Genomic DNA, 24,098 nt, shown 5'->3' on the forward strand with positions numbered 1-24,098 from the left:
CCGAACGGGCAGTCGGCCTGCCCGGGCGGGCGGCGGACGGGTGGCGGGCGTGGGTCCGGCCCGCTCAGTGGCGGTGGTGGTTGTCGGGCTGGGCCGGGTCGCCGGGGTGTTCCAGGCCGGGGACGAGGGTGAGGCGGGTGGCGCGGGCGTGGTCGAGCCAGCGGACGAAGGCGGCCCGGCGGGCGGCGGCGCGCACGACGGCCGACGGGTCGGTTTCCGGAACGGTGGCGAGGTCGGCGACGAGGCGGGTCGCGGTCCGGCCGGCGGCGGTGACCCACTCACCGGGGGCCGCGGCGCGCAGGGCGGCGGAGAGGGCGAGCGGGAGGGTGTCCGGGGCGGCGTCGAACACGGAGCCGTCCGGGAGGGCGAGCCGCCATTCGGCGACCGGCGGGCGCTCGGTGAGGGCGCGGTAGTGGGCGACCTCTGCGGCCGAGGGCTCGACGTCGGCGGTGACCTCGGCACAGACGGCCCGCACCGCCGCGTTGCCCTCGTACGCGGCGGCGGTGATCGAACCGAGTTCGACGGCGGCCTGCTGGTCGAGCCGGGCGGGCGCGGCGTCCGGGCGGACGGCCAGGCCGCGTTCGGCGGCGACCGCCTCGCAGAGCGCCTCGGTCAGCAGCACCTGGGCGACCCAGCAGGCGAGTTGCCGGTCCTCGCCGCTGCCCGGCACGGGCAGCGCGGCGGCGCGGGGCCCGGTGCGCAGGGCGGCGAGGCGGCGGTCGAGGCCGGTGCGGGGCAGCGGCCGGCCGTCGAGCAGGCCGAGGACCGGGGCTTCGGCGGGGGTGGTCGGGGCTTCGGCGGAGGCGGTCACGGTGCGACCACCACGGCGACGATGGGGGCGTACTGGCAGCGGCCGAACCACATCACCTTGGCCAGGGCCCAGTACGCGCCCGGGTCCGTCGCGGCCGGCGCGGCGAGTGCGAACTCCTCCACCGATTCGGCGCCCGCGGCGAGGGTGAAGCCCCGGACGGGGGCGGCGAGGGCCTCCCAGCTGCCCCAGGGCGAGACGAGTTGCAGTTCGCCGCGGATCTCGCCCCGGGTGCGGTTGGTCAGCCGCAGCGCCAGGACGCCCCGCTCCCCCGGGACGAGCCGGACGGTGTCGGCGAGCACGGCGACGCCGAGGCCGGTGTCGCGGCCCTCGGCCGCCGTGGTGCCCTGGGCCGCGGTCCAGTCCTCGGGCGCCCCGCCGGGGACGGGCAGGACGTCCGGCAGCTCGCCGACCGCCACCGTGACCACGTCCTCGATCTCCTGCCCGTCGTGGGCCACCCGGACGGCGGCGAAGTACAGGCCGGGTCCGGCGTCGGCGGGCGGGGTGAGGGTGACCGGGAAGCGGAGGTGGCCGCCGGGGACCAGCCGATAGGGGCGGGCGGTGGGCCCGGCCGTCCAGCCCTCGGGCGGGTGGACGGTGGCGGTGCCCTCCACGGCGGCGTCCTGGAGCTGGGAGGAGAGCGCGACCGACAGGGTGACGGGCTCCCCGGCGGTCCGCAGCAGGCCGGGCGAGGCGCCGACGGACACCGGCAGGTAGCCGAGCGGCGCCGGGCCCCGGTTGTGCAGCCAGTAGCGGGCGTGCACGGGCTGGGCGGGTTCGGCGGTCGCGCCGAGCACAGGTCCGGCCGGGTCGGCGACCACCCCGGGACGGGCCAGCAGGGTGGCGAACGCCGAGCCGGGGAGCGCGAGTTCGCCGTCGACCGGGCCGGTGGGCCGCTCCAGCAGGTCGGCGTGGCACAGGTCGACCAGGCCCAGCGCGCCGCCGAGGGCGACAGTACTGCCGAGCCCGGTCGACTCGACCAGGCGGACGGTGAGCAGTTGGGCGCTCGCGTCGGCGGCGGAGCCGTGGGCGATCGGGTTCCCGGCCGGTTTGAGGGCGCCGAGCAGCACCCGGCGGGCGGGTTCGACCCGCAGCCAGGAGAGCGTGGCGGGCAGCGGTCCCGACTGCCCGGCGGGCACCGCCCTCGCATACAGCGGGTGGTTGAACTCCTGGCCCTGGGAGGGGAGTTCCTGGTCCCGCCAGTCCCCGGGACCGCCGACCAGGGCGTAGTGGAAGTCGTGCGTCCAGTGCTGGAGCTGGAAGGACGCGCCGTCGGGCAGGGTGCGCCGGGGCGGGTCGATCCAGACGCCGGAGGGCCAGCCGGTGCAGGAGCGCAGCAGCGAGAGGTGGAGCGCGCCGGTGGTGTCGACGGCGAAGCCGGGCAGACCGTACGTCAGCAACGCCACGGTGTAATCGGTGAGTTGTTCGGCGGCGGGCGGGGCCGCCGGGCAGGGGGCGGTGATCCGGGCGTCCGCGAGGTCGGCGGCGAGCGCGGCCGGGTCGGTGACGACCAGCGCGGGCAGGGAGCGCAGGTCGCGCAGGTCGGCGCCGGGCCGCCAGACCTCGGTCAGCGGGGCGGCGGCGGGCACCCAGACGGCGCCGCGGGCCTTGAGCACGGCCGCGTACTCCTCGCCCGCGCTCTCCAGCAACTCCCGGGTAGCGGCGTTGGTCTCCGGTCCGCCGAGGAGGATCCGCAGGTCCGGCAGGTTGGAGTCGACGTCCAGCCAGCCGTAGCGGGCCCAGTCGGCGCCGGAGGTGGTGGCGGTGACGCCGACCCGGGCGAGCGCGACGACGAGCTCCCGGGCGTCGGCGGCGGCGTCCAGCTCGGGGACGACCACCTCCGCGACGCCGAAGGCCCGTTCACCGAGCGGTGCGCCGGTGGCCGGGTCGGTGAGCACGGCCCGCGCGGTGGAGCCGAGGCCGAACCAGGTGTTGGCGGGGTTGTCGAGTGTCCACGGCGCGTCGGCCGAGTCGACGTCCGGCATCGCGAAGCCCCGGCCGACGACGGCGCCCGCCACCTCGCTGACCGGCAGCGCGCCGGGCAGGTCGACGGGGAACCGCAGCCGCAGCAGCCGGTCGGCGCCCGCGTGGTCGACCACCCTGGTCCGGCAGTCGACCCGGTCGAGGCCGCGCCACAGGGTGACCGTCTGCTCGAACCGCAGGCCGTCCACCGTCCCGGTGACCACCAGCCGTTCGCCGAGTGGGCCGGTCTCCCGGCGGACCTCGGCCGGCAGTTCGGCGGATCCGGTCACCGGGCCCTTGGGGATCAGGTGCCAGGGGCCCTCGCCGAAGTCGGGGTGCTGGGGGTACTCCTCGTACACCCGCAGCTCGTTGCCGACCAGTCCCGGCCGGATCAACTCCCGTGCGTGGAGCAGGTCGTGGACGGAGCTCAGACAGCCGCCGCGGGCCGGGTCGGCGGTCGCCCGGTAGCGGGCGTTGGTGATGGTGAGGCCCTCGGCCGGGTGCCAGGGCGTCGGGTCCGGAACTCCGGGCAGCAGCCGCCAGGTCCGCCAGCCGAGCGCCGGCACGTCCTCGGCCAGGAAGCGCAGGGTGCCCCGGTCGAGCGCGCAGGGCACCGGCGCGCCGGTGTCGTCCAGCACCCGCACCCCGCCGGCCGCCGCCCCGGGAGGCAACGGGGGCAGCGGGACGGCCACCAGGTCGGTGCGGTCGAAGGAGAGCGTGTTGGTGACGACCACGCAGCCCCCCTCGCCCACCGGAGTGCCGATCCGGGCCGTCAGCGCGTCCAGGGCCCGGTCACGGACGTCGGACGCCAGGTCGTACGCCTCCCGCCAGCCGCCGAGCAGGTCCAGGTACACCTGGTCGGACTCGGAGCCGGTGATCGCGTCGTGGTGGGCGCCGTAGGCGAGGTGGCGCCACGCCTTGTCGAGCGCGGCCGCCGGGTAGCGGCCCAGGCCCTGCGCCTCGGCGAGCACCGCGAGCTTCTCGGCGTCGACGGCCGCGGTCTCCGCCGCCCGCTGGGCCTGCTTGGTGTCGATGTAGGAGACGTCCTTGCCGGTGTAGACGGGGTTCATGTCCCGGGTCTGCGGGCTCGGCCGGCGGCCGGTGGCGGCGAGTTCGGCGCGCACCGCGTCCAGGAAGTCGCGGGGGGTGGCGCAGACGAACCTCGGCCACAGGTACTTGGCGGCCCAGGAGCGGTGGATCGCGGTGACCCACTTGTTGGGCGGGGTGTAGTCGGTGCCGACCGGCAGCAGCAGGTTCCTGGTCGCGCCGACCGGCTTGAGCTTGCGGTAGAGCTCGTACACGGCCCGTTCGGCGGTGGCGAGATCGGCCGAGGAGTCCATCCACCAGCCGGCCGAGTAGTGGTGCGGCATGTAGTGGGTGAGCACGCCCTCGCCGCTCGGGGCGATCCATTCGAACTCGCTGGGGAACTGCATCACCCGGGCGTCGTCCTTGGCCTCCCGGAAGTTCTTCTGGATCGGTCCCCACTGGTGGAACGGGCCGCGCGCCCAGGCGCTGCCGGTGAGTCCGGCGGCGGCGAGGTGGCCGGGGAACTGCGGGTCGTGCCCGAACACGTCGAGCTGCCAGGCGGTCTGCGGGTCGCCGCCGAGGACGTCCCGCTGGTAGCCGATGCCGTAGGCGATGTTGCGGATCGTGGTCTCGGCGCCGGTGAGATTGGTGTTGGGCTCGTTGTAGGTGCCGCCGACGAGTTCCACCTGCCCCCGGTCGAGCAGCAGCCGCAGCGTCTCCCGGCGCTCCGGGTGCTGGTCGAAGTACGGCTTCAGGTAGTCGACTTCGGCGAGCACGAACTTGTACACCGGGTCGCGCAGCGCCAGGTCGAGATGGGCGTCGACGAGCGCGAAGCCGTTGCGCTCCCACAGCGGCCGGGTGGTGGCGTCGGCGGAGAGCAGCTCCCAGGGGGAGGTGTAGGCGGCCTGGGTGTTCCACCACACCGGGTCGTAGTGGAAGTGCGAGACGAGGAACATCGTCCAGCCGGGTTCGGCGACCTCGACGACGCCCCCGGCGCGGGCCCCGCCGGCCTCGACGGTGACCGGCAGCCGGTCACCGGGGGCGGCGCCGGTGATCTCCAGGGGGACTTCGACCTGCCCCGTGCCGGCCGCCCCGCCGCGCACGCCCGGGCCGGTGACGGTGATCCGGGTGGCGGGCGGGCCGTCGAGGGTGACCCGCAGCAGTTGCCGCGGGGCGTGCTCGGGGCCGGTGAACAGGTCCGTGCTCTCGACGGCGGTGAGGGTGACCGGCACGGGGAGGGTCCTTTCGGGAAGGAGCGGTCCGGGGAGCGCGACGGGGTGTCGGGTCCCCAGGGAGGTGTCAGGCACCCCAGGGGCGGGTCAGGCGCCCCAGGCCTCGAACTCGTAGATCCGGGCGGCCGGATCGGTGCCCTGGGTCGGTTTGGTCACCACCAGCCGGACGTACCGGGCCGTGGTGGTCACGGGGTGGGTGGTGGTGCCGGCGGTGTTGCCGGTGACGGTGGCCACGGTGGTCCACGGGTCGGTGGCGGCGGAGCGGACCTGCACCGAGAAGTCCCGGGTGTTGAACGAGGCGCTCTCCCCGCCCGCCTGGGCGTGCTTGACCACGAACTTCGTCAGCGGCTTCGCCGAACCGAGGTCCACCTCCAGCCACTTGCTGCTGGTGAGGGTGCACCACTTGTCGCCGTTCCCGCCGTTGACGGTGCCGTTGACGGCCTTGGCCGGGCCCTCGTCGGTGTTGCACTGACCGGAGGCGGTGGCCGGACGGCCCAGCGCCAGGTTGGTGCCGGTGGGCGGGGTGCCGGTCCAGGGGACGGTGGTGGTGGCGACGGTCGAGCGGCCGTACTCGGTGGAGACGGCCTCGACCTCGACGGTGGTGCTCGCCTCCGTCCCGGCGCGGTCCAGCCGGTTGACGAAGTACGCGTCGGACGGGGTGGCGCCCAGGTAGCTCCGGGTGCCGTCGGCGTTGCGCCGGTACAGCTCGTAGTGGTGCACGTTCCCGCCGGCGGACGGCGTCCAGGCGAGCCGCAGCGACTGGCTGCTCCCGGCCACCACGTCGGCCGCGCCGAGCACGGTCAGCCCGGACGGCGCCGCCGGGGCGTCCACCGCGCCGTCGTACACCGCGAGTTGGCCGATCCGCAGATCGTAGGCGGAGCCGGTGCCGGTGGTCCGCAGACCGATCTGGGCGATGGTGCGGCCGGCGTAGGCGGACAGGTCGAGGGTCCTGCGCTCCCAGCCGGTGCCGGTGGTGGCGCCGAGGTCGAGAGTGGTGAAGCTCGTCGGCGCGTCGGTGAAGGAGACCGCGGCGGCGAGCCGGGTGGCACCGGCGGCGGGGGTCTTCAGCACCACCGACAGCTTGGTGTCGGCCGCGACCGGCAGCCTGCTCTGGTACAGCCGCACGGTGTTGACGGCGCTCGGCGTCCCGGTGAGGCGCAGCGAGGAGCCGCCCTCGTAGGCGTCGGTGAAGTCGACGGACGGGGTCACCTTGCTGCCGGTGGACTCCACCAGCCAGTGGTAGGTGGGCGGGACGTCCTGGAGCGAGAGGTTGTTCCAGCCGCCGGTGGCGACCCTGGCGCCGGCCGCGTTGTAGAAGTCGCCCTCGCCGGAGGAGAAGTTGGTGACGAAGGGCTTGGCGGTGACCGGGGTGGACTCGGCGACGTAGCTCGCCAGGCCCTTCCAGGAGGAGGAGGTGGAGGTGTTGGAGGGGTCGTTGTTGGCGCCGACCCAGTACCGGGCGTCCTTGGCCAGGTAGTCGGCCCGGTCGGTCGCGGACTTCCAGGTCCACTCGGGGCGGTAGAGGCCGAGCGAGGTGGTGTGCGGCTTGCCGGCGGGGAAGAGCGTGTTCCAGTCGACGCCGGTGTTGTAGCCGTTGGACTCGGTGTCGATGCCGGAGTAGAGCTCGTACTCGCCCCGGCCGAGGCCCCGGGCCAGGGTGCGGGAGGAGTCCAGGCCGCCGGACGACCAGTTGAAGTTGAGGAACATCGAGTCGGAGGTGCGCCTGGCGCCGTCCTGGAGGAAGCTGTCGTTGGCGCCGGTCAGGGCGTTCTGCCAACTGACCGACCCGGACTCGGTCATGGCGTCGTACCACATGAACTCGGTCGCGCTCTGCGCCTTGGTGTACTGCATCAGGTCGCGGACCTGGCCGGCGAGGGCCGAATCGCCGCCGCCGGTCTCCTGGTTGATGAACCAGCCGTCGAAGCCGTAGTACTGGGCGGCCTGGACGAGCTTGTCGGCGACCGGGTAGCGGCTGCCGGACTTCTGCACGAAGTCGCGCACCCACTGGAGTTGGCCGCCGTACGCGGCGGGCGGGAAGAACACCGTGCCGTAGACCTTGACGCCGTTGCGGTGGGCGGCGTCGATCACGGTCGGGTTGGGGGCGAGGATGAGGCCCTCGCCGGCGGAGCCGCCCCAGAACACCAGCTTGTCGACGTACTGCCAGTAGCCGAAGGCGTAGTAGTTGGGGTCGGTGGAGCCCTGGGAGGGGTTGTTGGAGGTGGGGCCGAAGGAGACCAGCGAGGCGATCTTCCCCTCGTCCGCACGGGCGTTGGGGTTGGCCTTGAGCGCCGGGTCGGCGGTGCGGGGCTGGAGCGGGACGCGGGCGCGGTTGAACCGGGCGTCCGGGTCGGTCGCCGGGTCCCAGCCGAGGATGGTGTTCGGGTACCAGTAGGAGGCGTAGGGCTGGGTGCCGGTGGCCGCGTTCGCCGCGGCGGGGGCGGCCGGGGACGGGGCGGCGGGGGTGGGTGCGGCGGCGGCGACCGCGGGGGTGAGGCCCAGGACGGCCGCACCGAGGGCGGCGCCGAGCAGGCGGGGGATCCGTCGTCGTGACATGCGCTGGCTCCGTTCGCGCGGAAGGCGGAGGAGGGTGGGAGCGGGCCTCGCCCGGGGCGGGCACGGCCCGGCGGTGCATGTGCGGGTACGGCAGGTGCGGGTGCGAGGTGTGCGGGTACGGCGGGTGCTGGGTGCGGCGGGTGCGACGTGCGGGACGGAGCCGGGTGCGCGGTGCCGGTGCTGCGGGCTCCGGGCGGGGTGCGGCGCGCGGGCGCGGTGGAACCGGTGCGGGCCCGGGTGCGAACGGGCCGGCCGGACGGCCGCGGGCGCCTCGCCGGACTCCGGCCCCGCGGTGGTGCGCCGAGCGGGACCCGCTCGGCGCCAGCGAGGCTAAACCGGTTCAGAGGCGCTGTCAACGGTGCCGGTGGAGTTCACGCCCAGCGGTGAACCGCCGGCCGGCGGCGAGGTGGACTCGCGCACGGTCAGCCGCGGCGTCGGCATCTGCAGGTCACGGCCGGGCCCGGCGTCGTCGATCACCGCCAGCAGGCTGCGCGCCACCTGCTCGCCGAGCGCGAAGGTGTCCCGGCTCAGCGCGGTGAGCGGCGGGTGCACGATCCGGGCGAGCACCGAGTCGTCGAAGGAGACGATGGACAGCTCCCCCGGCACCGCGACGCCCATCTCGCCCGCCACGCCGAGGCCGGCCACCGCCATCACGTCGCTGTCGTAGACGATCGCGGTGGGCCGCCGGGGCCGGGAGAGCAGGGTGCGGGTGGCGGCGGCGCCCTCGGCGTCGCTGAAGTCGGTCGGCACCGAGAGCGCCTCCTCCAGGCCGAGCCGGCGGGAGGCGTCGCGCAGCGCGCGGATCCGCCGCTGGGTGTGCTGGAAGTGCGGCAGCCCGGCCAGGTGGGCGATCCGCCGGTGTCCGATGGCGGCCAGGTAGTCGACGATGGAGAGCATCGCCTCGCGGTCGTCGGCCCAGATCCGCAGCGGCCCGGCGCCCTTGCCCGGTCCGCCGAGCACGACGGCGGGCAGGCCGAGCGCGTCCAGGACGGCGAGCCTGGGGTCGCGCAGCTGGAGGTCGACCACGACGAAGCCGTCGACCCGGTGCTCGGAGGCCCAGCGGCGGTAGACCTCGATCTCGGCCGCGGTGTCCTCGACCACCATCAGCTGCAGGGCGACGGAGTGCGCGGACAGCACCGCCTGGAGGCCGGACAGCAGTTGGCTGAAGAACGGCTCGACGCCGATGGTCCTGGCCGGGCGGGCGATCACCAGTCCGACCGCGTCCGCCCTGGCCCCGCCGAGGGCGCGGGCGGCGCTGTGCGGCCGCCAGTTCATCTCCTCGGCGACCTGGAGGATCCGGGCCCTGGTCGCCTCGCTCACCCCCGGGCGGCCGTTGAGCGCGAAGGACACCGCGCCCTTGGAGACTCCCGCCCGACGGGCGATGTCGGCGATGGTCGGTCTGCCCACGGGTTCCGACTCCTCTCTTGACAGCCAAGTTTAGGCCGGAGCATAGTCCCTGCAACAGCTAGACCGGTTTAGTAAGACAGGTTCCGAAACCACGCGCAATCCCCGATGCATCCCCCTCCCCCACCCACCACGGGAGAACCCTCATGCGTAGAATCCGGGCGGCGGTCACGACGGCGGTCCTCACCGCGACCCTGGCCACAGGCTGCGGACTCGGCTCCGACGGCAGCTCCGGCAGCGGCGACAGTGCGGCGAGCGCCGCCGCCACCGGCGAGGTCAAGGGCAAGGTCTCGCTCCAGACCTGGGCGCTCAAGCCGAAGTTCACCGCCTATGTGCAGGGCGTGATCGACGGTTTCAAGCAGAAGTACCCGGGCGTCGAGGTCGACTGGCTGGACCAGCCCGGCGACGGCTACTCCGACAAGGTCCTCAGCCAGGCCGCCGCCGGCACCCTGCCCGACGTGGTCAACCTGCCACCGGACTTCGCCCTCCCGCTGGCGAAGCAGGGCCTGCTGCTGGACGTCGCCAAGGCCGATCCGAAGCTCGCCGAGGAGTACGTGGCCGGCGGCCTCGACGCCTACCGGTACGCGGGCCTGGGCGGCACCTTCGGCTACCCCTGGTACCTCAACACCGACGTCAACTACTGGAACGCCGAACTGCTCACCAAGTACGGCCTGGACCCGAAGAAGCTCCCCACCACCCTGGACGAACTCATCGCCCAGGCCAGGACCTTCAAGGAGAAGGCCGGCGGATCGGTCTACCTGATGAGCCGCAAGCCCGGCCTCGGCGACCTGGTCGACGCGGGCGTCAAGGTGATGGCGGAGGACGGCAGGTCGTTCACCTTCAACACCCCCGAGGCCGCCGCCGTACTGGACAAGTACCGCGCCGCGTTCAAGGAGGGGCTGCTGCCGAACGACGTCCTCACCGACACCTACGCCGGCAACTCCAAGCTCTTCACCGCCGGCACCGCCGCCTGGACCACCGCCGGGGCCAACTTCGTCACCACCGTCGCCACCGACAACCCCACCCTCGCCCCGAAGATCGTGTCCTCCCCGTCGATGGGCACCCCGCCGCTCTACGTCCAGGGCGTGTCCGTGCCGAAGGGCACCAAGAACCCGGCCGCCGCGGTGGCCCTGGCCCGCTGGGTCACCAGCCCGGAGAACCAGGCCGCCTTCTCCAAGCTGACCAGCATCTTCCCCTCCACCAAGGCCTCCGCGAACGACCCGCTGTTCAGCACGTCCGACGGCAGCAACGCCGGCGACGCCAAGGTCGTCGCCTTCACCTCGCTGGCGAAGGCGAAGATGCTCCAGCCGGTCCAGGTGGACGACGCGATGAGCACCATCGTCAAGCAGCAGTTCACCCTCGCGATCAGCGGCGACACCAGCTCCAAGCAGGCCCTGGACACCGCCGTCGAGCGGTGCAACCAGCTCCTCAAGGGCTGACCGCCCGCGCGCCGGTGGGCGGCGGCCCCGCCCCCGGGGAGCCGCCGCCCACCGGGAACGACCCGCGACCCCCGCCCCAGGAAGGCACGGCATGACCCACCGGCGCTGGTTCACCCCCTGGCTGCTCGCCGGGCCCGCACTGATCTGGCTGGCCGTCTTCAACCTCTGGCCCGCCGCCAACACGGTGATCCTGTCGTTCACCAACGCCAAGCCGCTGGGCGGCGGGCGGTTCACCGGCCTCGACAACTACCAACGCGCCCTCAGCGACGACCAGTTGGCCGACGCCCTGCTCAACTCCGTGATCTACCTGCTGATCTGCCTGCCGCTGCTGACCGTGCTGCCGCTGCTGCTGGCCCTGCTGGTCCAGCGCCGGCTGCCCGGCATCACCTTCTTCCGCACCGCCTTCTACACCCCCGTCGTCGCCTCCGCCGTCGTGGTCGCCCTGATCTGGGGCTGGGCCCTGAACGACCGGGGGCTGATCAACGGCGTGCTGCGGCAGACCGGCCTCGCCGACTCACCGGTCCCCTTCCTCACCGACCGCTGGCTGCTGCTGCTCAGCGCGATCGCCCTGACCACCTGGAAGGGCCTCGGCTACTACATGGTCATCTACCTGTCGGCGCTGGCCAACGTCGGCCGGGAGCTGCACGAGGCCGCCGCGGTCGACGGCGCGGGCGCGCTGCGCCGCTTCCTGCACGTCACCCTGCCGGGGGTGCGGCCCACCATGGTGCTGGTCTCGGTGCTGATCTCGGTCTCCTCGCTGCGGGTGTTCTCCGAGCTGTACGTGCTCTCCAACGGCACCGGCGGCCCCGGCGGCCGGGACATGTCGGTGGTGATGCTGATCCAGATGTACAGCCGGGGCTTCAACGGCCACCTCGGTTACGCCTCGGCGCTCAGCCTGCTGCTGTTCCTCATCACCCTCGGCCCGATGCTGCTGCTGACGCGCCTCAACCGGAAGGCGGCCTGACCCGTGAGGCGCTCCCGCAGCTCCGACTCCCCGCGTTCCCGCGGCTCCGACACCTCGCGCTCCCGCAGCTTCAACACCCCCTCCCCCGCCGAGACCGCGCTGCGCTACCTGCTGCTCCTGTTCGTCCTGCTGCTGGTCGTCGGGCCGTTCCTGTGGCAGCTCTCCACCTCCCTCAAGGGCCCGACCGAGGACGTCTGGTCCGCCACCCCGCACTTCCTCCCGGACCACCCCACCGTCGACAACTACCTCAAGGTCGCCGACACCATCCCGGTCTGGACGTACGCCGCCAACTCGCTGGTCGTCGCCGGCATCGCGATCTTCGGCAACGTGGTCGGCTGCACCCTGGCCGGCTACGCGCTCGCCAAGCTGCGCTTCCGGGGCGTCCGCCTGGTGTTCGGCCTGCTGCTGGCCACCCTGGTGCTGCCCGGCGAGGCCACCGTCGTCTCCCAGTACGTCACCGTGCGCAGCCTCGGCCTGGCCGACACCCTGACCGGGGTGGCCCTGCCCGGCGCGCTCTCCATGCTCAACGTGCTGCTGATGCGCACCGCCTTCGCCGCCGTCCCGCCCGAGCTGGAGCAGGCGGCACTGGTGGACGGTGCCAACGTCCGCCAGCGGCTCTGGCACATCGGGCTGCCGAACGTGCGCGGCATGCTCAGCGTGATCGTGATCTTCACCTTCATCGGCGCCTGGGACGACTTCCTCTGGCCGCTGATCGTGCTCAACGACCCGCAGAAGTACACCCTCACGGTGGGCCTCCAGTACCTCAACGGCACCTTCAGCGCCAACCCCCGGCTGATCGCGGCCGGCACCATGATCGCCTTCCTGCCGATCGTGGTGGTGTTCGCGGTGTGCCAGCGCTTCTTCTTCAAGGGAGTGGAGGAGGGTGCCGTGAAGGGCTGACCCCCGCACCGGACGACCGCACCGGACGACCGCACCCGGACGACCGCACCCGGACCGCACCGGACGCACCGCCGTTCCTCCTCCCAGGGAGCCACCGACCATGACCACCGCTCCGCGGACCACCGCCCCGCGCTTCGGCGTCAACTACACGCCCACCGCCGGCTGGTTCCACCACTGGCTCGACTTCGACCTCGACGCCGTCCGCGCCGACCTCGACTCGATCGCCGCGCTCGGCCTGGACCACGTCCGGGTGTTCCCGCTCTGGCCGCTGTTCCAGCCCAATCGCACCCTGATCCGCCCGCGCGCCGTCGAGCAGCTGGTGGCCCTGGTGGACGCGGCCGGGGAGCGCGGGCTCGACGTCGCCGTGGACGGCCTCCAGGGCCATCTGTCCAGCTTCGACTTCGAACCGGCCTGGATCCGCACCTGGCACCGCCGGAACATGTTCACCGACCCGGACGTGGTCGACGGCCAGGCCGCCTATCTGCGCACCCTCGCCGCCGCGCTCGCCGAACGGCCCAACTTCCTCGGCATGACGGTCGGCAACGAGGTCAACCAGTTCTCCGGCGAGCCGCACCCCGACCCGCACCGGGCCACCCCCGAGCAGGCCGGGGCCTGGCTGCGCCGGATGGTCGACGCCTGCGAGCGCGGCGCCCCCGGCCGACTGCACCTGCACGCCTCCTACGACGCCGCCTGGTACCTGGACGGGCACCCGTTCACGCCCTGGCACTCGGCCCGGATCGGCGCGGCCACCGCCGTGCACTCCTGGGTGTTCAACGGCACCGCGCAGCGCTACGGCGCCCGCTCCACCGCGAGCGACCAGCACGCCGCCTACCTGGTGGAGCTGTCCAAGGCCTGGGCCGGGGACCCGCACCGCCCGGTCTGGCTCCAGGAGGTCGGCGCCCCGGCCCCGCACATCACCGCCGCGGACGCCGCCCGGTTCACCGGCGCGACCGTCGCCGCGGTGCTGGACTGCCCCGACCTGTGGGGCGTCACCTGGTGGTGCTCGCACGACGTGGACCGCTCGCTGGCGGACTTCCCGGAGCTGGAGTACAGCCTCGGCCTGCTGACCAACGACCGGCGGGTCAAGCCGGCCGGGGAGCGGCTGGCGGAGGCGGTCGCCGCCGCGCGCGCCGACTGGCGGGCGCCCGCGCCGCGCCGCACCGCCGTGGTGGTCGCCGCCGGGGACGAGGTGACCGCGCCGGGCCGCTCGGTCTGCGGTCCCGGCGGCGCCGTGTTCGAGACCTTCATGCGGCTGGCCGCGGACGGCGCCCGGCCGACCGCGGTGCTGGCCGAGCGCGCCGGGGACGCCGCCCACCTCGCCGCCCGGGGCATCACCGAACTCGTCCACCCGGACGAACTCCGCCGACCCTCCCTCCCCCTCGCCCAGTCGCCCAACGGAGTCCGCTGACATGCACGATGACCGCAGCCTCGTCGAAGCCCGCCTCAAGCGCGTCCTGGAGGAGCGCATCCGCCCGGCGGTGTACCCCGAGTCCGTCCCGCTGACCGTCTCGGTCTGGACCGCGCCCGGCGAGCCCGTCCCGGTCGCCGAGGGCCTGGCCGCGCCGCGCTCGCCGATCGCGGTCGGGGACGCCTGGGGCGCGCCGTGGAGCACCAGTTGGCTCACCGTGGCCGGGACGGTGCCCGCGGCCTGGGCCGGGCGGACCGTCGAGGCGCTGATCGACCTCGGCTTCGACGCCAACATGCCCGGCTTCCAGTGCGAGGGCCTGGTGTACCGCCCCGACGGGACCCCGGTGAAGGGCCTCAACCCGCAGAACCAGTGGGTGCGGATCGCCGCCCCGGCGGCCGGCGGCGAGCCGGTGCTGCTGCACGTCGAGGCCGCCGCCAACCCGGTGATCCTGGACTACCACCCCTTCCTGCCGACCGAGTTGGGCGACAAGGAGACCGCCGGGGACGAGCCCCAGTACCGGCTGGCGCGGATGGACCTCGCGGTCTTCGACGAGACGGTCTGGCAGCTGGTGCTGGACCTGGAGGTGCTCGGCGAGCTGATGGCCGAGCTGCCGGCCGACGGCGCCCGCCGCTGGGAACTGCTGCGCGCGGTCGAGCGGGCCCTCGACGCGATCGACCTCCAGGACGTCAACGGCACGGCGGCGGCGGCCCGTTCCCGCCTGGTCGAGGTACTGGCCGCGCCCGCCGCGCCGTCCGCGCACCGGATCGGCGCGATCGGCCACGCCCACATCGACTCGGCCTGGCTGTGGCCGCTGCGGGAGACCGTCCGCAAGGTCGCCCGGACCGCCGCCAACATGACCGCGCTGCTGGAGGACGAGCCGGACTTCCTCTACACCATGTCCCAGGCGCAGCAGTTCGCCTGGATCAAGGAGCACCGCCCGGAGGTGTACGCCCGGGTGAAGAAGGCGGTGGCGGACGGCCGCTTCGTCCCGGCCGGGGGCATGTGGGTGGAGTCGGACACCAATATGCCCTCCTCGGAGGCGATGGCCCGTCAGTTCGTGCACGGCAAGCGGTTTTTCCTGGCCGAGTTCGGGATCGAGAACGAGGAGGCCTGGCTGCCGGACACCTTCGGCTTCACCGGCGGCCTGCCGCAGATCATCCGCAACGCGGGTTCCAAGTGGCTGCTGACCCAGAAGATCTCCTGGAGCCAGATCAACAAGTTCCCGCACCACACCTTCCTCTGGGAGGGCATCGACGGCACCCGGATCTTCACCCACTTCCCGCCCGTGGACACCTACAACTGCTCCATGAAGGGCTCCGAGATCGCCCACGCGGCGCGGAACTTCAAGGACAAGGGGGTGGCCCGGCACTCGCTGGCGCCGACCGGCTGGGGCGACGGCGGTGGCGGCACCACCCGCGAGATGGTCGGCAAGGCGGCCCGGCTGCGCGACCTGGAGGGCTCGGCCACGGTGCGCTGGCAGCGGCCGGCCGAGTTCTTCGCCGAGGCCGAGGCCGAGTACCCGAAGCCGCCGGTCTGGGTGGGCGAGCTGTACCTGGAGCTGCACCGGGCCACCCTGACCAGCCAGGCCCGCACCAAGCAGGGCAACCGGCGCAGCGAGAACCTGCTGCGGGAGGCCGAACTCTGGTGCGCCACAGCCGCGTTGCGCACCGGACTGGCCTACCCGTACGAGCGGCTGGACCGGATCTGGAAGACCGTGCTGCTGCACCAGTTCCACGACATCCTGCCGGGCTCCTCGATCGCCTGGGTGCACCGGGAGGCGGAGGCGACGTACGCGGGCCTGGCGGCCGAGCTGGAGGAGCTGATCGACGCCGCCCAGCGGGCCCTGGCGGGCGATCCGGCGGGCGGGCGCGCACTGGTGTTCAACGGCGCCCCGCACGGGCGCTCGGCGGTCCCGGCGGGCGGCGCGGCGGTGGCGGTGGCCGGCCCGGGCGACTGCTCGGTGGCCGCGCGCGAGGGCGGCGGCTTCGTGCTCGACAACGGGCTGCTGCGGGTCGTGGTGGACGGCGACGGCCTGGTGCTGTCGGCGGTGGACGCGGCGAGCGGCCGGGAGGCCGTCGCCCCGGGCGGCCGGGCGAACCTGCTCCAGCTGCACCCCGACTTCCCGAACATGTGGGACGCCTGGGACGTCGACCAGTTCTACCGGAACACGGTCACCGACCTGGTCGCGGCCGAGGAGGTCGCGGTGCACGCCGAGGGCCCGGCGGAGGTCGCGGTGCGGGTCGTCCGCTCGTTCGGCTCCTCCGCGGTGACCCAGACGCTGACCCTGCGCGCGGGCTCGGGCCGGCTGGACATCGACACGGAGGTGGACTGGCACGAGGCGGAGAAGTTCCTGAAGCTGGCGTTCCCGCTGGACGTGCACACCGAGCGGTACGCGGCCGAGACCCAGTTCGGCCACCAGTTCCGGCCCACCCACACCAACACCAGCTGGGACGCGGCCAAGTTCGAGGCCTGCAACCACCGCTTCGTGCACCTGGCCGAGCCGGGCTGGGGCGTCGCGCTGGTCACCCCCTCGACCTACGGGCACGACGTGACCCGGGCGGTGCGCGCGGACGACGGCGGCACCACCACCACGGTCCGCTTCTCGCTGCTGCGCGCGCCGCGCTTCCCCGACCCGCGCACCGACCAGGGCCGGCACCGGTTCCGGCACGCACTGGTGCCGGGCGCGGAGATCGGCGACGCGGTCCGCGAGGGCTACGCGGTGGGCCTGCCCGAGCGCCGGGTGACCGGTTCGGCGGAGTCGGTGCGGCCGCTGGTCGAGCTGGACCAGGACGCGCTGGTGGTGAGCGCCGTCAAGCTGGCCGACGACGGCAGCGGGGACCTCGTGGTGCGGGTCTACGAGTCGGGCGGCGGCCGGGCCCGGGGGCGGCTGGCGACCTCGTTCGCGCTGGCCGCCGCGGTGCCCTGCGACCTGCTGGAGCGGCCGTGGGACGGCACCCGCGGCGAGGTCGTGGCGGACGGCGACGGGGTGCGGCTGGCGCTGCGGCCGTTCGAACTGGTGACCCTGCGGCTGACTCCGGCGCGCTGATCCTGTTTGCTGTTCCTGTCGTGCTGCTCGACCTGCGAGTCCTGCTCGACCTGCTCGACCTGTCCGGCCCGCCGCCCCGGTCCTCCGGGGGCGGCGGGCCGGAGGCCCGTCCGTCCGTACGTCCACCCCACCGGAGCCCTCCGTCATGACCGCGCCCTCGCCGTCCACCGCCCCGCTGCTCTCCGGCCCCCTCTACGCGGCCGTCGACATCGGCGGCACCAAGATCGCCGGGGCACTCGTCGACTCCGCCGGGACGCTGGCCCACCGCGTCCAGCTGCCGACCCCGGCGAAGGAGTCCGGCGCCGAGGTGCTGGCCGTGGTGCACCGGGTGCTGGACCACCTCGCCGCCGCCCCCGACTGGGCGGCGGTCACCGCCGTCGGCATCGGCAGCGCCGGACCGGTGGACCTCGTCGGCGGCACGGTCAGCCCGGTCAACATCCCCGGCTGGCGCGAGTTCCCGCTCACCGCCGAGGTCGCCGCCCACCCCGCCGTGGCCGGCCGCCCGGTGGCGCTGGCCGGGGACGGGGTCGCGATGGCCGCCGCGGAGCACTGGCGCGGCGCCGCCCGGGGCGCCGGGAACGCGCTCTGCCTGGTGGTCTCCACCGGCGTCGGCGCGGGACTGGTGCTGAACGGCGCGGTGCACCCCGGGCCCAGCGGCAACGCCGGCCACCTCGGCCACATCAGCGTGGACCTGGACGGCGAGCGCTGCCCGTGCGGCTCGTACGGCTGCCTGGAGAACATCGCCAGCGGCACCGCCATCGCCCGGCGGGCGCTCGCCGGGGGCTGGGAGCCCCGGGGCGGGGACCGCTCGGCGCGCGCGGTGGCCGAGGACGCGCTGGCCGGGCACCCGGTGGCGCTGGCCGCCTACGACCGGGCGGCGCGGGCGCTGGCGGCCGGGATCGCCGCCACCGCCACCCTGGTCGACCTGCGGCGGGTGGTGGTCGGCGGCGGGGTCGCGGCGGCCGGTCCGGTGCTGTTCGAACCGCTCGCCCGGCACCTGGACCGCTACGCGGCGCTGCCGTACGTGCGCGGGCTGGACGTGCGCCGGGCCGAACTGGGCAACGACGCCGGGCTGATCGGCGCCGCCGCGCTCTGCCGCTGAGCCCCGAAGCCCCTGTCCCTCGCCCCCGCCCGCGCCCCCACGCCCCGCGTCGCCAGCTCCGGGAGACCGCCGTCATGCCGCTGTTCGCCCCGCTCACCAACCCGGTGCGCCCGTACGCCTGGGGCTCCGTCACCGCGATCCCCGCGCTGACCGGAACCGCGCCCACCGGCGGGCCGCAGGCCGAACTGTGGCTGGGCGCCCACCCGTCCGCGCCGTCGCTGCTCGACGACGGGCACGGCCCGCGCCCGCTGGACCGGCTGATCGCCGAGGCCCCGGAGGAACTGCTCGGCGCGGCCACCGTCGAGCGGTTCGGCCCCCGGCTGCCGTTCCTGTTCAAGGTGCTGGCCGCCGAACGGGCGCTGTCCCTCCAGGTCCACCCGACCCGGGCGCAGGCGGAGGCCGGGTTCGCCGCCGAGGAGGCGCTCGGGGTGCCGCCGGACGCCCCGGAGCGGGTCTACAAGGACCGCGACCACAAACCGGAACTCCTCTGCGCGCTGGGCGACTTCGAGGCGCTGTGCGGCTTCCGCCCGGCCGACGCCACAGCCGCGCTGCTGGACCGGATGGCGGTCCCGGCGCTGGCCGGCTGGGCCTCGGCGCTGCGCGCGCGACCCGCCGCGGAGGTGCTGCCCGACCTGCTCCGGCAGGCCCTCGACGACGGTGGCGACGACGGTACAGGCGGTCCGGGCGGTGCCGCCGTGCTCACGGAGGTCACCGCCGCGCTGGACCGCGTCGCGGCCTCCGGCGGCCCCGGCGCCGCCGCCTGCGCGGCCTACGCCCGCGCCGCCCGCGACTACCCCGGCGACCCTGGTCTGCTCGCCGCGCTGCTGCTGAACCACGTCCGGCTGCGGGCCGGCCAGGCACTGCACCTGGACGCCGGCGTGCCGCACGCCTACCTCCGCGGCCTGGGCGTCGAGCTGATGGCCAACTCGGACAACGTGCTGCGCTGCGGTCTGACCGCCAAGCACATCGACGTCCCGGGCCTGCTCGCGGTGACCGTCTTCGAGGCCGTCGAACCGGCCGTGCTGACCGCCGCGCCGACGGCCGGCGGCGATCCCTCGGAAGCCTGCTTCCCCTCCCTCGCGGCCGAGTTCCGCCTCTCGCGGCTCCGCCTCGCCGACACCGGCGTGCGGATCGACCGCGCGGACTCCCCGCAGATCCTGCTGTGCACCTCCGGCGAGGCCCGGCTGTCCGCCCCCGACGGCCCGTCCCTGCGTCTCGCCCGGGGCGGCTCCGCCTACCTGCCGCCCACCACCGTCCCGGTCCGGCTCGACGGCCCGGGCGCGGAACTCCACCGCGCGACCGTCGGCTGACGCGCCGCCCGGTCCTTCCGGCCTGCCTCCCCGCCGTCCTCCCCCGGCCCTCGTCGGGTCCGTCCGCCCGTCCGCCCCCGCACAGGAAGAAGCCCCAGTCGACTTCCTGTGCCGGGCGTCGGCCGGCCCGGCCTCCCGAGGGGTCAGCGCGCGCGGTGCCGGTACGACCCCACGGGGACGCCCCTGGTCAGCACGCTCAGGCCGGGCAGGCGCCGGCGGGGCTGGTGGTGTCCGGCGGAGGCGGCGACCAGGGCCCCGCGCGGGGACTTCACTCCCGGCCGGGACGGCACCGCGACAGCCGCCTCGTCGGCCAGGAAGCCGGAGAGGAACCGCCGCTCCGACGGGCTGAGCGTACGGGAACGGCCGGAGGCCTGGTCCCGGGCGACCACCACGGTCCGTGCCCGCATAAACGTGTGCGGGTCACGGCACACATTCACCACGACATGCGCGGAACTGCGTCCCAGCCGTTCCACCGTCAGCCGTACCAGCAATGGCTCCGGCCGGTGGTACAGCTGTTCCAGATAATCGATCTCGTGCCGGGCGATCAGGAATCCCGACGGAAACAGGGATTCCCTTACTGCGGTCGAGTGGTGGCAGAAGAGGTCGTAAATTCCCTCCTGCACGTAGGAGACCAGCCGGGCGTTGTTGATGTGCCCGTTCTCATCGACGTCGCTCCACCGGGTGGGGCAGGCCAGGACGTGCGCGTTGGCGTCCGCCTCGCGGTTCCGTGCCGCGCTCACCGGTGTTCGGCCGCGACACCGGTGGGCAGCAGTGCCCGCTGCAACCGGGCGTAGTAGACGGCGTGCTCGGAGGCCATCCGAGCGGCGGTCCAGCCCTCTTCGGCCGCTTCGGCGGCGGCCCGGACGACCAGGCTGTCGAGCACGCCGTCGACCGCCCGGCACAGCTCGGCCACCGCCGCCAGGCGCTCGGGGACGTCCGACCCGCCGACCGTGCCGCCGGCCGGGAAGGCCGCGAGCGAGTCGACCGCGAGCCGCAGTTCGTCGACGTTCTCGGACCTGGATTCGGAAACGAAATTGCGCACAGTTCTCTCCCTAAACGTTTACGGCATTTCTGGATGCGCGTTTCTGGATGTGCGGACCCCGTGATCGGGTTCGCGTTCCCCCCGGCGCCATGGACGCTATCCCAGCCCGGGGCGCTACCGGGAGGTATTCGGAACAGGAGCGGAAACTGACCACCATTGGAGTAGTTTGACGTTGCATAAAATCAGCCGCATCCTCCGAATGCCACCCCGTTCGGCCCCTCCGCCCGGACCGGCCCACGGCCGGCCGGTCATGCCCCGCTCCCCCAACTGGTCCACCAGCGCGCCTTGTAGAGCTGGGCGCCGGGCAGGTACCGGACACCGTCCGGGCGGTGCAGGGTGAGCACCGAGGTGCACCAGACGCACGGGCCCGCGTGGTCCGGGGCGGCCGTGAGCAGCCGCCCGGTACCGGGCTCGTCGCCCACGCTCTTGATGTCCCGCTCGGCCCCTTCGTCCGCCAGCCGGATCCGGGTGAAGCGGTCCGCCGCCGGGTCGAACCGCCACAGGTGCGCCGTCGTGCTCACCCAGAACCGGCCCGGCGAGGCGAGCACCGGGGCCAGGTCGTGGCCGCCGCGCTCGGGCAGCGGCACCGAGCGTGCGACGGTGAGCGTCGGCGCGGCCGAGGTGCCGCCCACCCGCAGCGCCGTCAGGGTGTCGTCGCCGAGCGCCCAGAGCAGCCGGGTGCGCGCGTCCCACTGGACGCCGTGCGCGCCCGGCAGCCGGTACTCGGCGTGCGCGGTGCAACGCGGCCCCAGCGAGGCCGCGTACAGCCGGACCCAGCCGCCGCCCGAGGCGGCGACGGCGACGTTGCCGTCCGGGAGCAGTTCGGCGCTGTGCGGGTTGGCCGACCCGGTGTCGACGGCCCAGGCGGTGGCGCCGGTCGTGGTGTCGACCACGGCCGCCAGACCGCCGGAGGCGGTGGTGAGCAGATAGCGACGGCCCTGCCGGACCCGGCTCTTGGCCTCGTCCGGCATCGACCAGGTCCGGCCCGGGTCGAGGTCGGCCAGGTCGGGGGCGGCGTCCGCGGACCACGACCAGAGCACCGGCCGCTCCGGCCCACCGGGCGGGGACAGCGCGGCCGGCCGATCCGCGCCGAGCACCAGCACCCGCCGGGAGGCCTGGTCGACCACGGCCACCGTCCAGGTGGGCCGCAGCCCGGCGGCCGCGGCCGGCGCCGCGCCGATCCCCAGCACGAGGGCGGCCGCACCCGCCGCCGCCCGCCACACCCGCCGTACCCGCCTCGCCCGCACCTGGCCGCCTCCCGCTGTCCTGCTCCCGCTGCGCTGCCCCCGCCACCACCGTGCGACGCGCCCCCGCCCCCCGCCAGCGCACGGGCGCCGACCGGCCCAGTGACCGTCCCCTCGACGGGGCGGTCCCCGGACACCGTTTGTCGTACCCGGGTGGTTGGATCGGAACCGAGGGCACCGCCAGAGGAACCGGAGACACGATGAGCACGGCCAGGAGCACCGGCGCGCAGGCATCCGAGCCGCACGCCGCCGACAGCCACGACCTGATCCGCGTGCACGGGGCGCGGGAGAACAACCTCAAGGACGTCAGTATCGAGATCCCGAAGCGCCGGCTCACGGTGTTCACGGGCGTCTCCGGTTCGGGCAAGAGCTCGCTGGTGTTCGACACCGTCGCCGCCGAGTCGCAGCGGCTGATCAACGAGACCTACAGCGCCTTCGTCCAGGGCTTCATGCCGTCCGTGGCCCGGCCCGACGTGGACGTGCTGGACGGCCTGACCACCGCGATCATCGTCGACCAGCAGCGGATGGGCGCCGATCCGCGCTCCACCGTCGGCACCGCCACCGACACCAACGCGATGCTGCGGATCCTGTTCAGCCGGCTGGGGCAGCCGCACCTCGGCTCGGCCAAGGCCTTCTCCTTCAACGTCGCCTCGATCAGCGGGGCCGGCGCGGTCACCGTCGAGCGCGCCGGGAAGACCGTCAAGGAGAAGCGCAGCTTCAGCATCACCGGCGGCATGTGCCCGCGCTGCGAGGGCCGGGGCTCGGTCTCGGACATCGACCTCACCCAGCTCTACGACGACTCCAAGTCGCTCTCGGAGGGCGCGATCACCGTGCCCGGCTTCACCGGTGACGGCTGGATGACGCGGATCTACGCCGGTTCCGGCTTCCTCGACCCGGACAAGCCGATCCGCGACTACAGCGAGCAGGAGCTGCGGGACTTCCTGCACCGCGAGCCGACCAAGGTGAAGGTCAACGGCATCAACCTCACCTACGAGGGCCTGATCCCCAAGGTCCAGAAGTCCATGCTGGCCAAGGACCGGGAGGCGATGCAGCCGCACGTCCGGGCGTTCGTGGACCGCGCGGTCACCTTCACCGCCTGTCCCGACTGCGGGGGCACCCGGCTCACGGCGGCCGCCCGCTCCTCGAAGATCGGCGGCATCAGCATCGCCGACGCCTGCGCGATGCAGATCAGCGACCTCGCGGAGTGGGTGCGCGGTCTGGACGAGCCCTCGGTGGCGCCGCTGCTGGCCGCGCTCCGGCAGACCCTGGACTCCTTCGTGGAGATCGGCCTCGGCTACCTCTCGCTGGAGCGGCCGGCCGGCACCCTCTCGGGCGGCGAGGCGCAGCGGGTGAAGATGATCCGCCACCTCGGCTCCTCGCTGACCGACGTCACCTACGTCTTCGACGAGCCCAGCACCGGTCTGCACCCGCACGACATCCAGCGGATGAACGGCCTGCTGCTCCAGCTGCGGGACAAGGGCAACACGGTGCTGGTGGTGGAGCACAAGCCCGAGGTGATCGCGATCGCCGACCACGTGGTGGACCTCGGCCCGGGCGCGGGCTCGGCGGGCGGCACGGTCTGCTACGAGGGCCCGCTGGCGGGCCTGCGCGCGGCCGGCACGGTGACCGGCCGTCATCTGGACGACCGGGCGGCGGTGAAGAAGGCCGTCCGCGCGGCGACGGGCAAGCTGCCGATCCGCGGCGCCAGCGCACACAACCTGCGCGACGTCGACGTGGACGTCCCGCTCGGCGTCCTGGTCGTCGTCACCGGCGTGGCCGGCTCCGGCAAGAGCTCCCTGGTGCACGGCTCGGTCCCGCCCGGGGAGGACGTGGTGTCGGTCGACCAGAGCCCGATCCGCGGCTCCCGGCGCAGCAACCCGGCCACCTACACCGGCCTGCTGGAGCCGATCCGGAAGGCCTTCGCGAAGGCCAACGGGGTGAAGCCGGCCCTGTTCAGCCCGAACTCCGAGGGCGCCTGCCCGACGTGCAACGGCGCCGGCGTGGTCTACACCGACCTCGCGATGATGGCCGGTGTGGCCACCACCTGCGAGGACTGCGAGGGTCGGCGCTTCGACGCCTCGGTGCTGGAGTACCGCTTCGGCGGCAAGGACATCAGCGAGGTCCTGGCGATGCCGGTGACGGAGGCGGAGGCCTTCTTCTCCGCCGGCGAGGCCCGCACCCCCGCCGCCCACCGCATCCTCACCCGCCTGGCCGACGTCGGCCTCGGCTACATCAGCCTCGGCCAGCCCCTCACCACCCTCTCCGGCGGCGAGCGGCAGCGGCTCAAGCTGGCCACCCACATGGGCGACAAGGGCGGCATCTACGTGCTCGACGAGCCGACCACCGGCCTGCACCTCGCCGACGTCGAGCAGCTGCTCGGCCTGCTGGACCGCCTGGTCGACTCCGGCAAGTCCGTCATCGTGGTCGAGCACCACCAGGCCGTCATGGCCCACGCGGACTGGATCATCGACCTCGGCCCCGGTGCCGGCCACGACGGCGGCCGCATCGTCTTCGAGGGCACCCCGGCGGAGCTGGTCGCCGCCCGCTCCACCCTCACCGCCGAACACCTGGCGGCCTACGTGGGCGCCTGAGCCGAGGCGTCGGGCCCCGGACGCTCCCGGGGCCCGACGCCCGCCCCGCCACCTCCCGCTACCGGCC

Annotated in this window: 15 protein-coding genes; 8 read left to right on the top strand and 7 right to left on the bottom strand. The window is 74.1% G+C overall.

All coding sequences use genetic code 11. The features are described 5' to 3' along the window. Positions 1 to 64: 64 nt before the first annotated feature. The 4 genes from ACW14Y_RS07760 to ACW14Y_RS07775 all read right to left on the bottom strand — a co-directional run bounded on the left by ACW14Y_RS07760 (position 65) and on the right by ACW14Y_RS07775 (position 8,988). Complete coding sequence (locus ACW14Y_RS07760) at positions 65 to 811, bottom strand: DUF7158 domain-containing protein (RefSeq protein ID WP_456986330.1); 747 nt, start codon at positions 809 to 811, stop codon at positions 65 to 67. Next, positions 808 to 5,028 carry a glycoside hydrolase family 38 N-terminal domain-containing protein gene (locus tag ACW14Y_RS07765; protein ID WP_456986331.1) on the bottom strand — a complete coding sequence of 1,407 codons (4,221 nt, stop codon included), beginning with the start codon at positions 5,026 to 5,028 and terminating at the stop codon, positions 808 to 810. The genes ACW14Y_RS07760 and ACW14Y_RS07765 overlap by 4 nt, the downstream gene beginning before the upstream one ends. Positions 5,029 to 5,115: 87 nt before the next feature. After that, positions 5,116 to 7,581, bottom strand: a complete 2,466-nt coding sequence (locus tag ACW14Y_RS07770; protein ID WP_456986332.1) for an endo-beta-N-acetylglucosaminidase — start codon at positions 7,579 to 7,581, stop codon at positions 5,116 to 5,118. A 330-nt stretch (positions 7,582 to 7,911) separates the two neighbouring features. Beyond that, on the bottom strand, positions 7,912 to 8,988 hold the full coding sequence (locus ACW14Y_RS07775; RefSeq protein WP_380307302.1) for a LacI family DNA-binding transcriptional regulator: 1,077 nt from the start codon (positions 8,986 to 8,988) through the stop codon (positions 7,912 to 7,914). Between the two features lie 143 nt (positions 8,989 to 9,131). Between ACW14Y_RS07775 and ACW14Y_RS07780 the strand changes: the two genes are divergently transcribed. The 7 genes from ACW14Y_RS07780 (at position 9,132) to manA (ending at position 19,154) form a co-directional block, all read left to right on the top strand. Next, the gene (locus tag ACW14Y_RS07780; RefSeq protein WP_380307304.1) at positions 9,132 to 10,424 is read left to right on the top strand and encodes an ABC transporter substrate-binding protein; all 1,293 of its coding nucleotides are present in this window, start codon (positions 9,132 to 9,134) and stop codon (positions 10,422 to 10,424) included. 91 nt (positions 10,425 to 10,515) lie between these two features. Continuing rightward, a complete protein-coding gene (locus tag ACW14Y_RS07785; RefSeq protein WP_380307306.1) occupies positions 10,516 to 11,388 on the top strand; it encodes a carbohydrate ABC transporter permease in 873 nt (290 codons plus the stop codon). Between the two features lie 3 nt (positions 11,389 to 11,391). Further along, positions 11,392 to 12,288 (top strand): carbohydrate ABC transporter permease, encoded by an 897-nt coding sequence (locus ACW14Y_RS07790; RefSeq protein ID WP_456986333.1) that lies wholly within the window; start codon positions 11,392 to 11,394, stop codon positions 12,286 to 12,288. 100 nt (positions 12,289 to 12,388) lie between these two features. After that, complete coding sequence (locus ACW14Y_RS07795) at positions 12,389 to 13,696, top strand: glycoside hydrolase 5 family protein (protein ID WP_380307310.1); 1,308 nt, start codon at positions 12,389 to 12,391, stop codon at positions 13,694 to 13,696. 1 nt (position 13,697) lies between these two features. After that, positions 13,698 to 16,742, top strand: coding sequence for an alpha-mannosidase (locus ACW14Y_RS07800; RefSeq protein WP_456986334.1), 3,045 nt, complete (start codon positions 13,698 to 13,700; stop codon positions 16,740 to 16,742). Between the two features lie 145 nt (positions 16,743 to 16,887). Beyond that, entirely contained in the window at positions 16,888 to 17,844 is a 957-nt protein-coding gene (locus ACW14Y_RS07805; RefSeq protein WP_456986335.1) for an ROK family protein, read from the top strand. Positions 17,845 to 17,918: 74 nt separating this feature from the next. After that, a complete protein-coding gene (gene manA, locus ACW14Y_RS07810) occupies positions 17,919 to 19,154 on the top strand; it encodes a mannose-6-phosphate isomerase, class I (RefSeq protein WP_456986336.1) in 1,236 nt (411 codons plus the stop codon). A 143-nt stretch (positions 19,155 to 19,297) separates the two neighbouring features. Here manA and ACW14Y_RS07815 read toward each other — a convergent pair whose 3' ends face one another. The 3 genes from ACW14Y_RS07815 to ACW14Y_RS07825 all read right to left on the bottom strand — a co-directional run bounded on the left by ACW14Y_RS07815 (position 19,298) and on the right by ACW14Y_RS07825 (position 21,443). Further along, positions 19,298 to 19,894, bottom strand: coding sequence for an acyl-CoA thioesterase (locus tag ACW14Y_RS07815; protein ID WP_380307318.1), 597 nt, complete (start codon positions 19,892 to 19,894; stop codon positions 19,298 to 19,300). Further along, entirely contained in the window at positions 19,891 to 20,196 is a 306-nt protein-coding gene (locus ACW14Y_RS07820; protein ID WP_266309969.1) for a hypothetical protein, read from the bottom strand. Before ACW14Y_RS07820 ends, ACW14Y_RS07815 begins: the two co-directional genes overlap by 4 nt. Before the next feature lie 248 nt (positions 20,197 to 20,444). Then, positions 20,445 to 21,443 carry a DUF6528 family protein gene (locus ACW14Y_RS07825; RefSeq protein WP_456986337.1) on the bottom strand — a complete coding sequence of 333 codons (999 nt, stop codon included), beginning with the start codon at positions 21,441 to 21,443 and terminating at the stop codon, positions 20,445 to 20,447. A gap of 197 nt (positions 21,444 to 21,640) precedes the next feature. On the opposite strand from ACW14Y_RS07825, the gene ACW14Y_RS07830 reads away from it, so the two are divergent. Further along, positions 21,641 to 24,031, top strand: a complete 2,391-nt coding sequence (locus tag ACW14Y_RS07830) for an ATP-binding cassette domain-containing protein (protein WP_380443067.1) — start codon at positions 21,641 to 21,643, stop codon at positions 24,029 to 24,031. The last annotated feature ends 67 nt before the right edge of the window (positions 24,032 to 24,098 follow it).

It is taken from the genome of Kitasatospora sp. cg17-2, assembly GCF_054031055.1.

What these genes read in the sequence shown, in the direction of transcription:
- ACW14Y_RS07770 (WP_456986332.1), bottom strand. Translation starts at nt 7,581, where the DNA reads ATGTCACGACGACGGATCCCCCGCCTGCTCGGCGCCGCCCTCGGTGCG.
- ACW14Y_RS07780 (WP_380307304.1), top strand. Translation starts at nt 9,132, where the DNA reads ATGCGTAGAATCCGGGCGGCGGTCACGACGGCGGTCCTCACCGCGACC.
- ACW14Y_RS07785 (WP_380307306.1), top strand. Translation starts at nt 10,516, where the DNA reads ATGACCCACCGGCGCTGGTTCACCCCCTGGCTGCTCGCCGGGCCCGCA.
- ACW14Y_RS07795 (WP_380307310.1), top strand. Translation starts at nt 12,389, where the DNA reads ATGACCACCGCTCCGCGGACCACCGCCCCGCGCTTCGGCGTCAACTAC.
- ACW14Y_RS07800 (WP_456986334.1), top strand. Translation starts at nt 13,698, where the DNA reads ATGCACGATGACCGCAGCCTCGTCGAAGCCCGCCTCAAGCGCGTCCTG.
- ACW14Y_RS07805 (WP_456986335.1), top strand. Translation starts at nt 16,888, where the DNA reads ATGACCGCGCCCTCGCCGTCCACCGCCCCGCTGCTCTCCGGCCCCCTC.
- manA (WP_456986336.1), top strand. Translation starts at nt 17,919, where the DNA reads ATGCCGCTGTTCGCCCCGCTCACCAACCCGGTGCGCCCGTACGCCTGG.
- ACW14Y_RS07830 (WP_380443067.1), top strand. Translation starts at nt 21,641, where the DNA reads ATGAGCACGGCCAGGAGCACCGGCGCGCAGGCATCCGAGCCGCACGCC.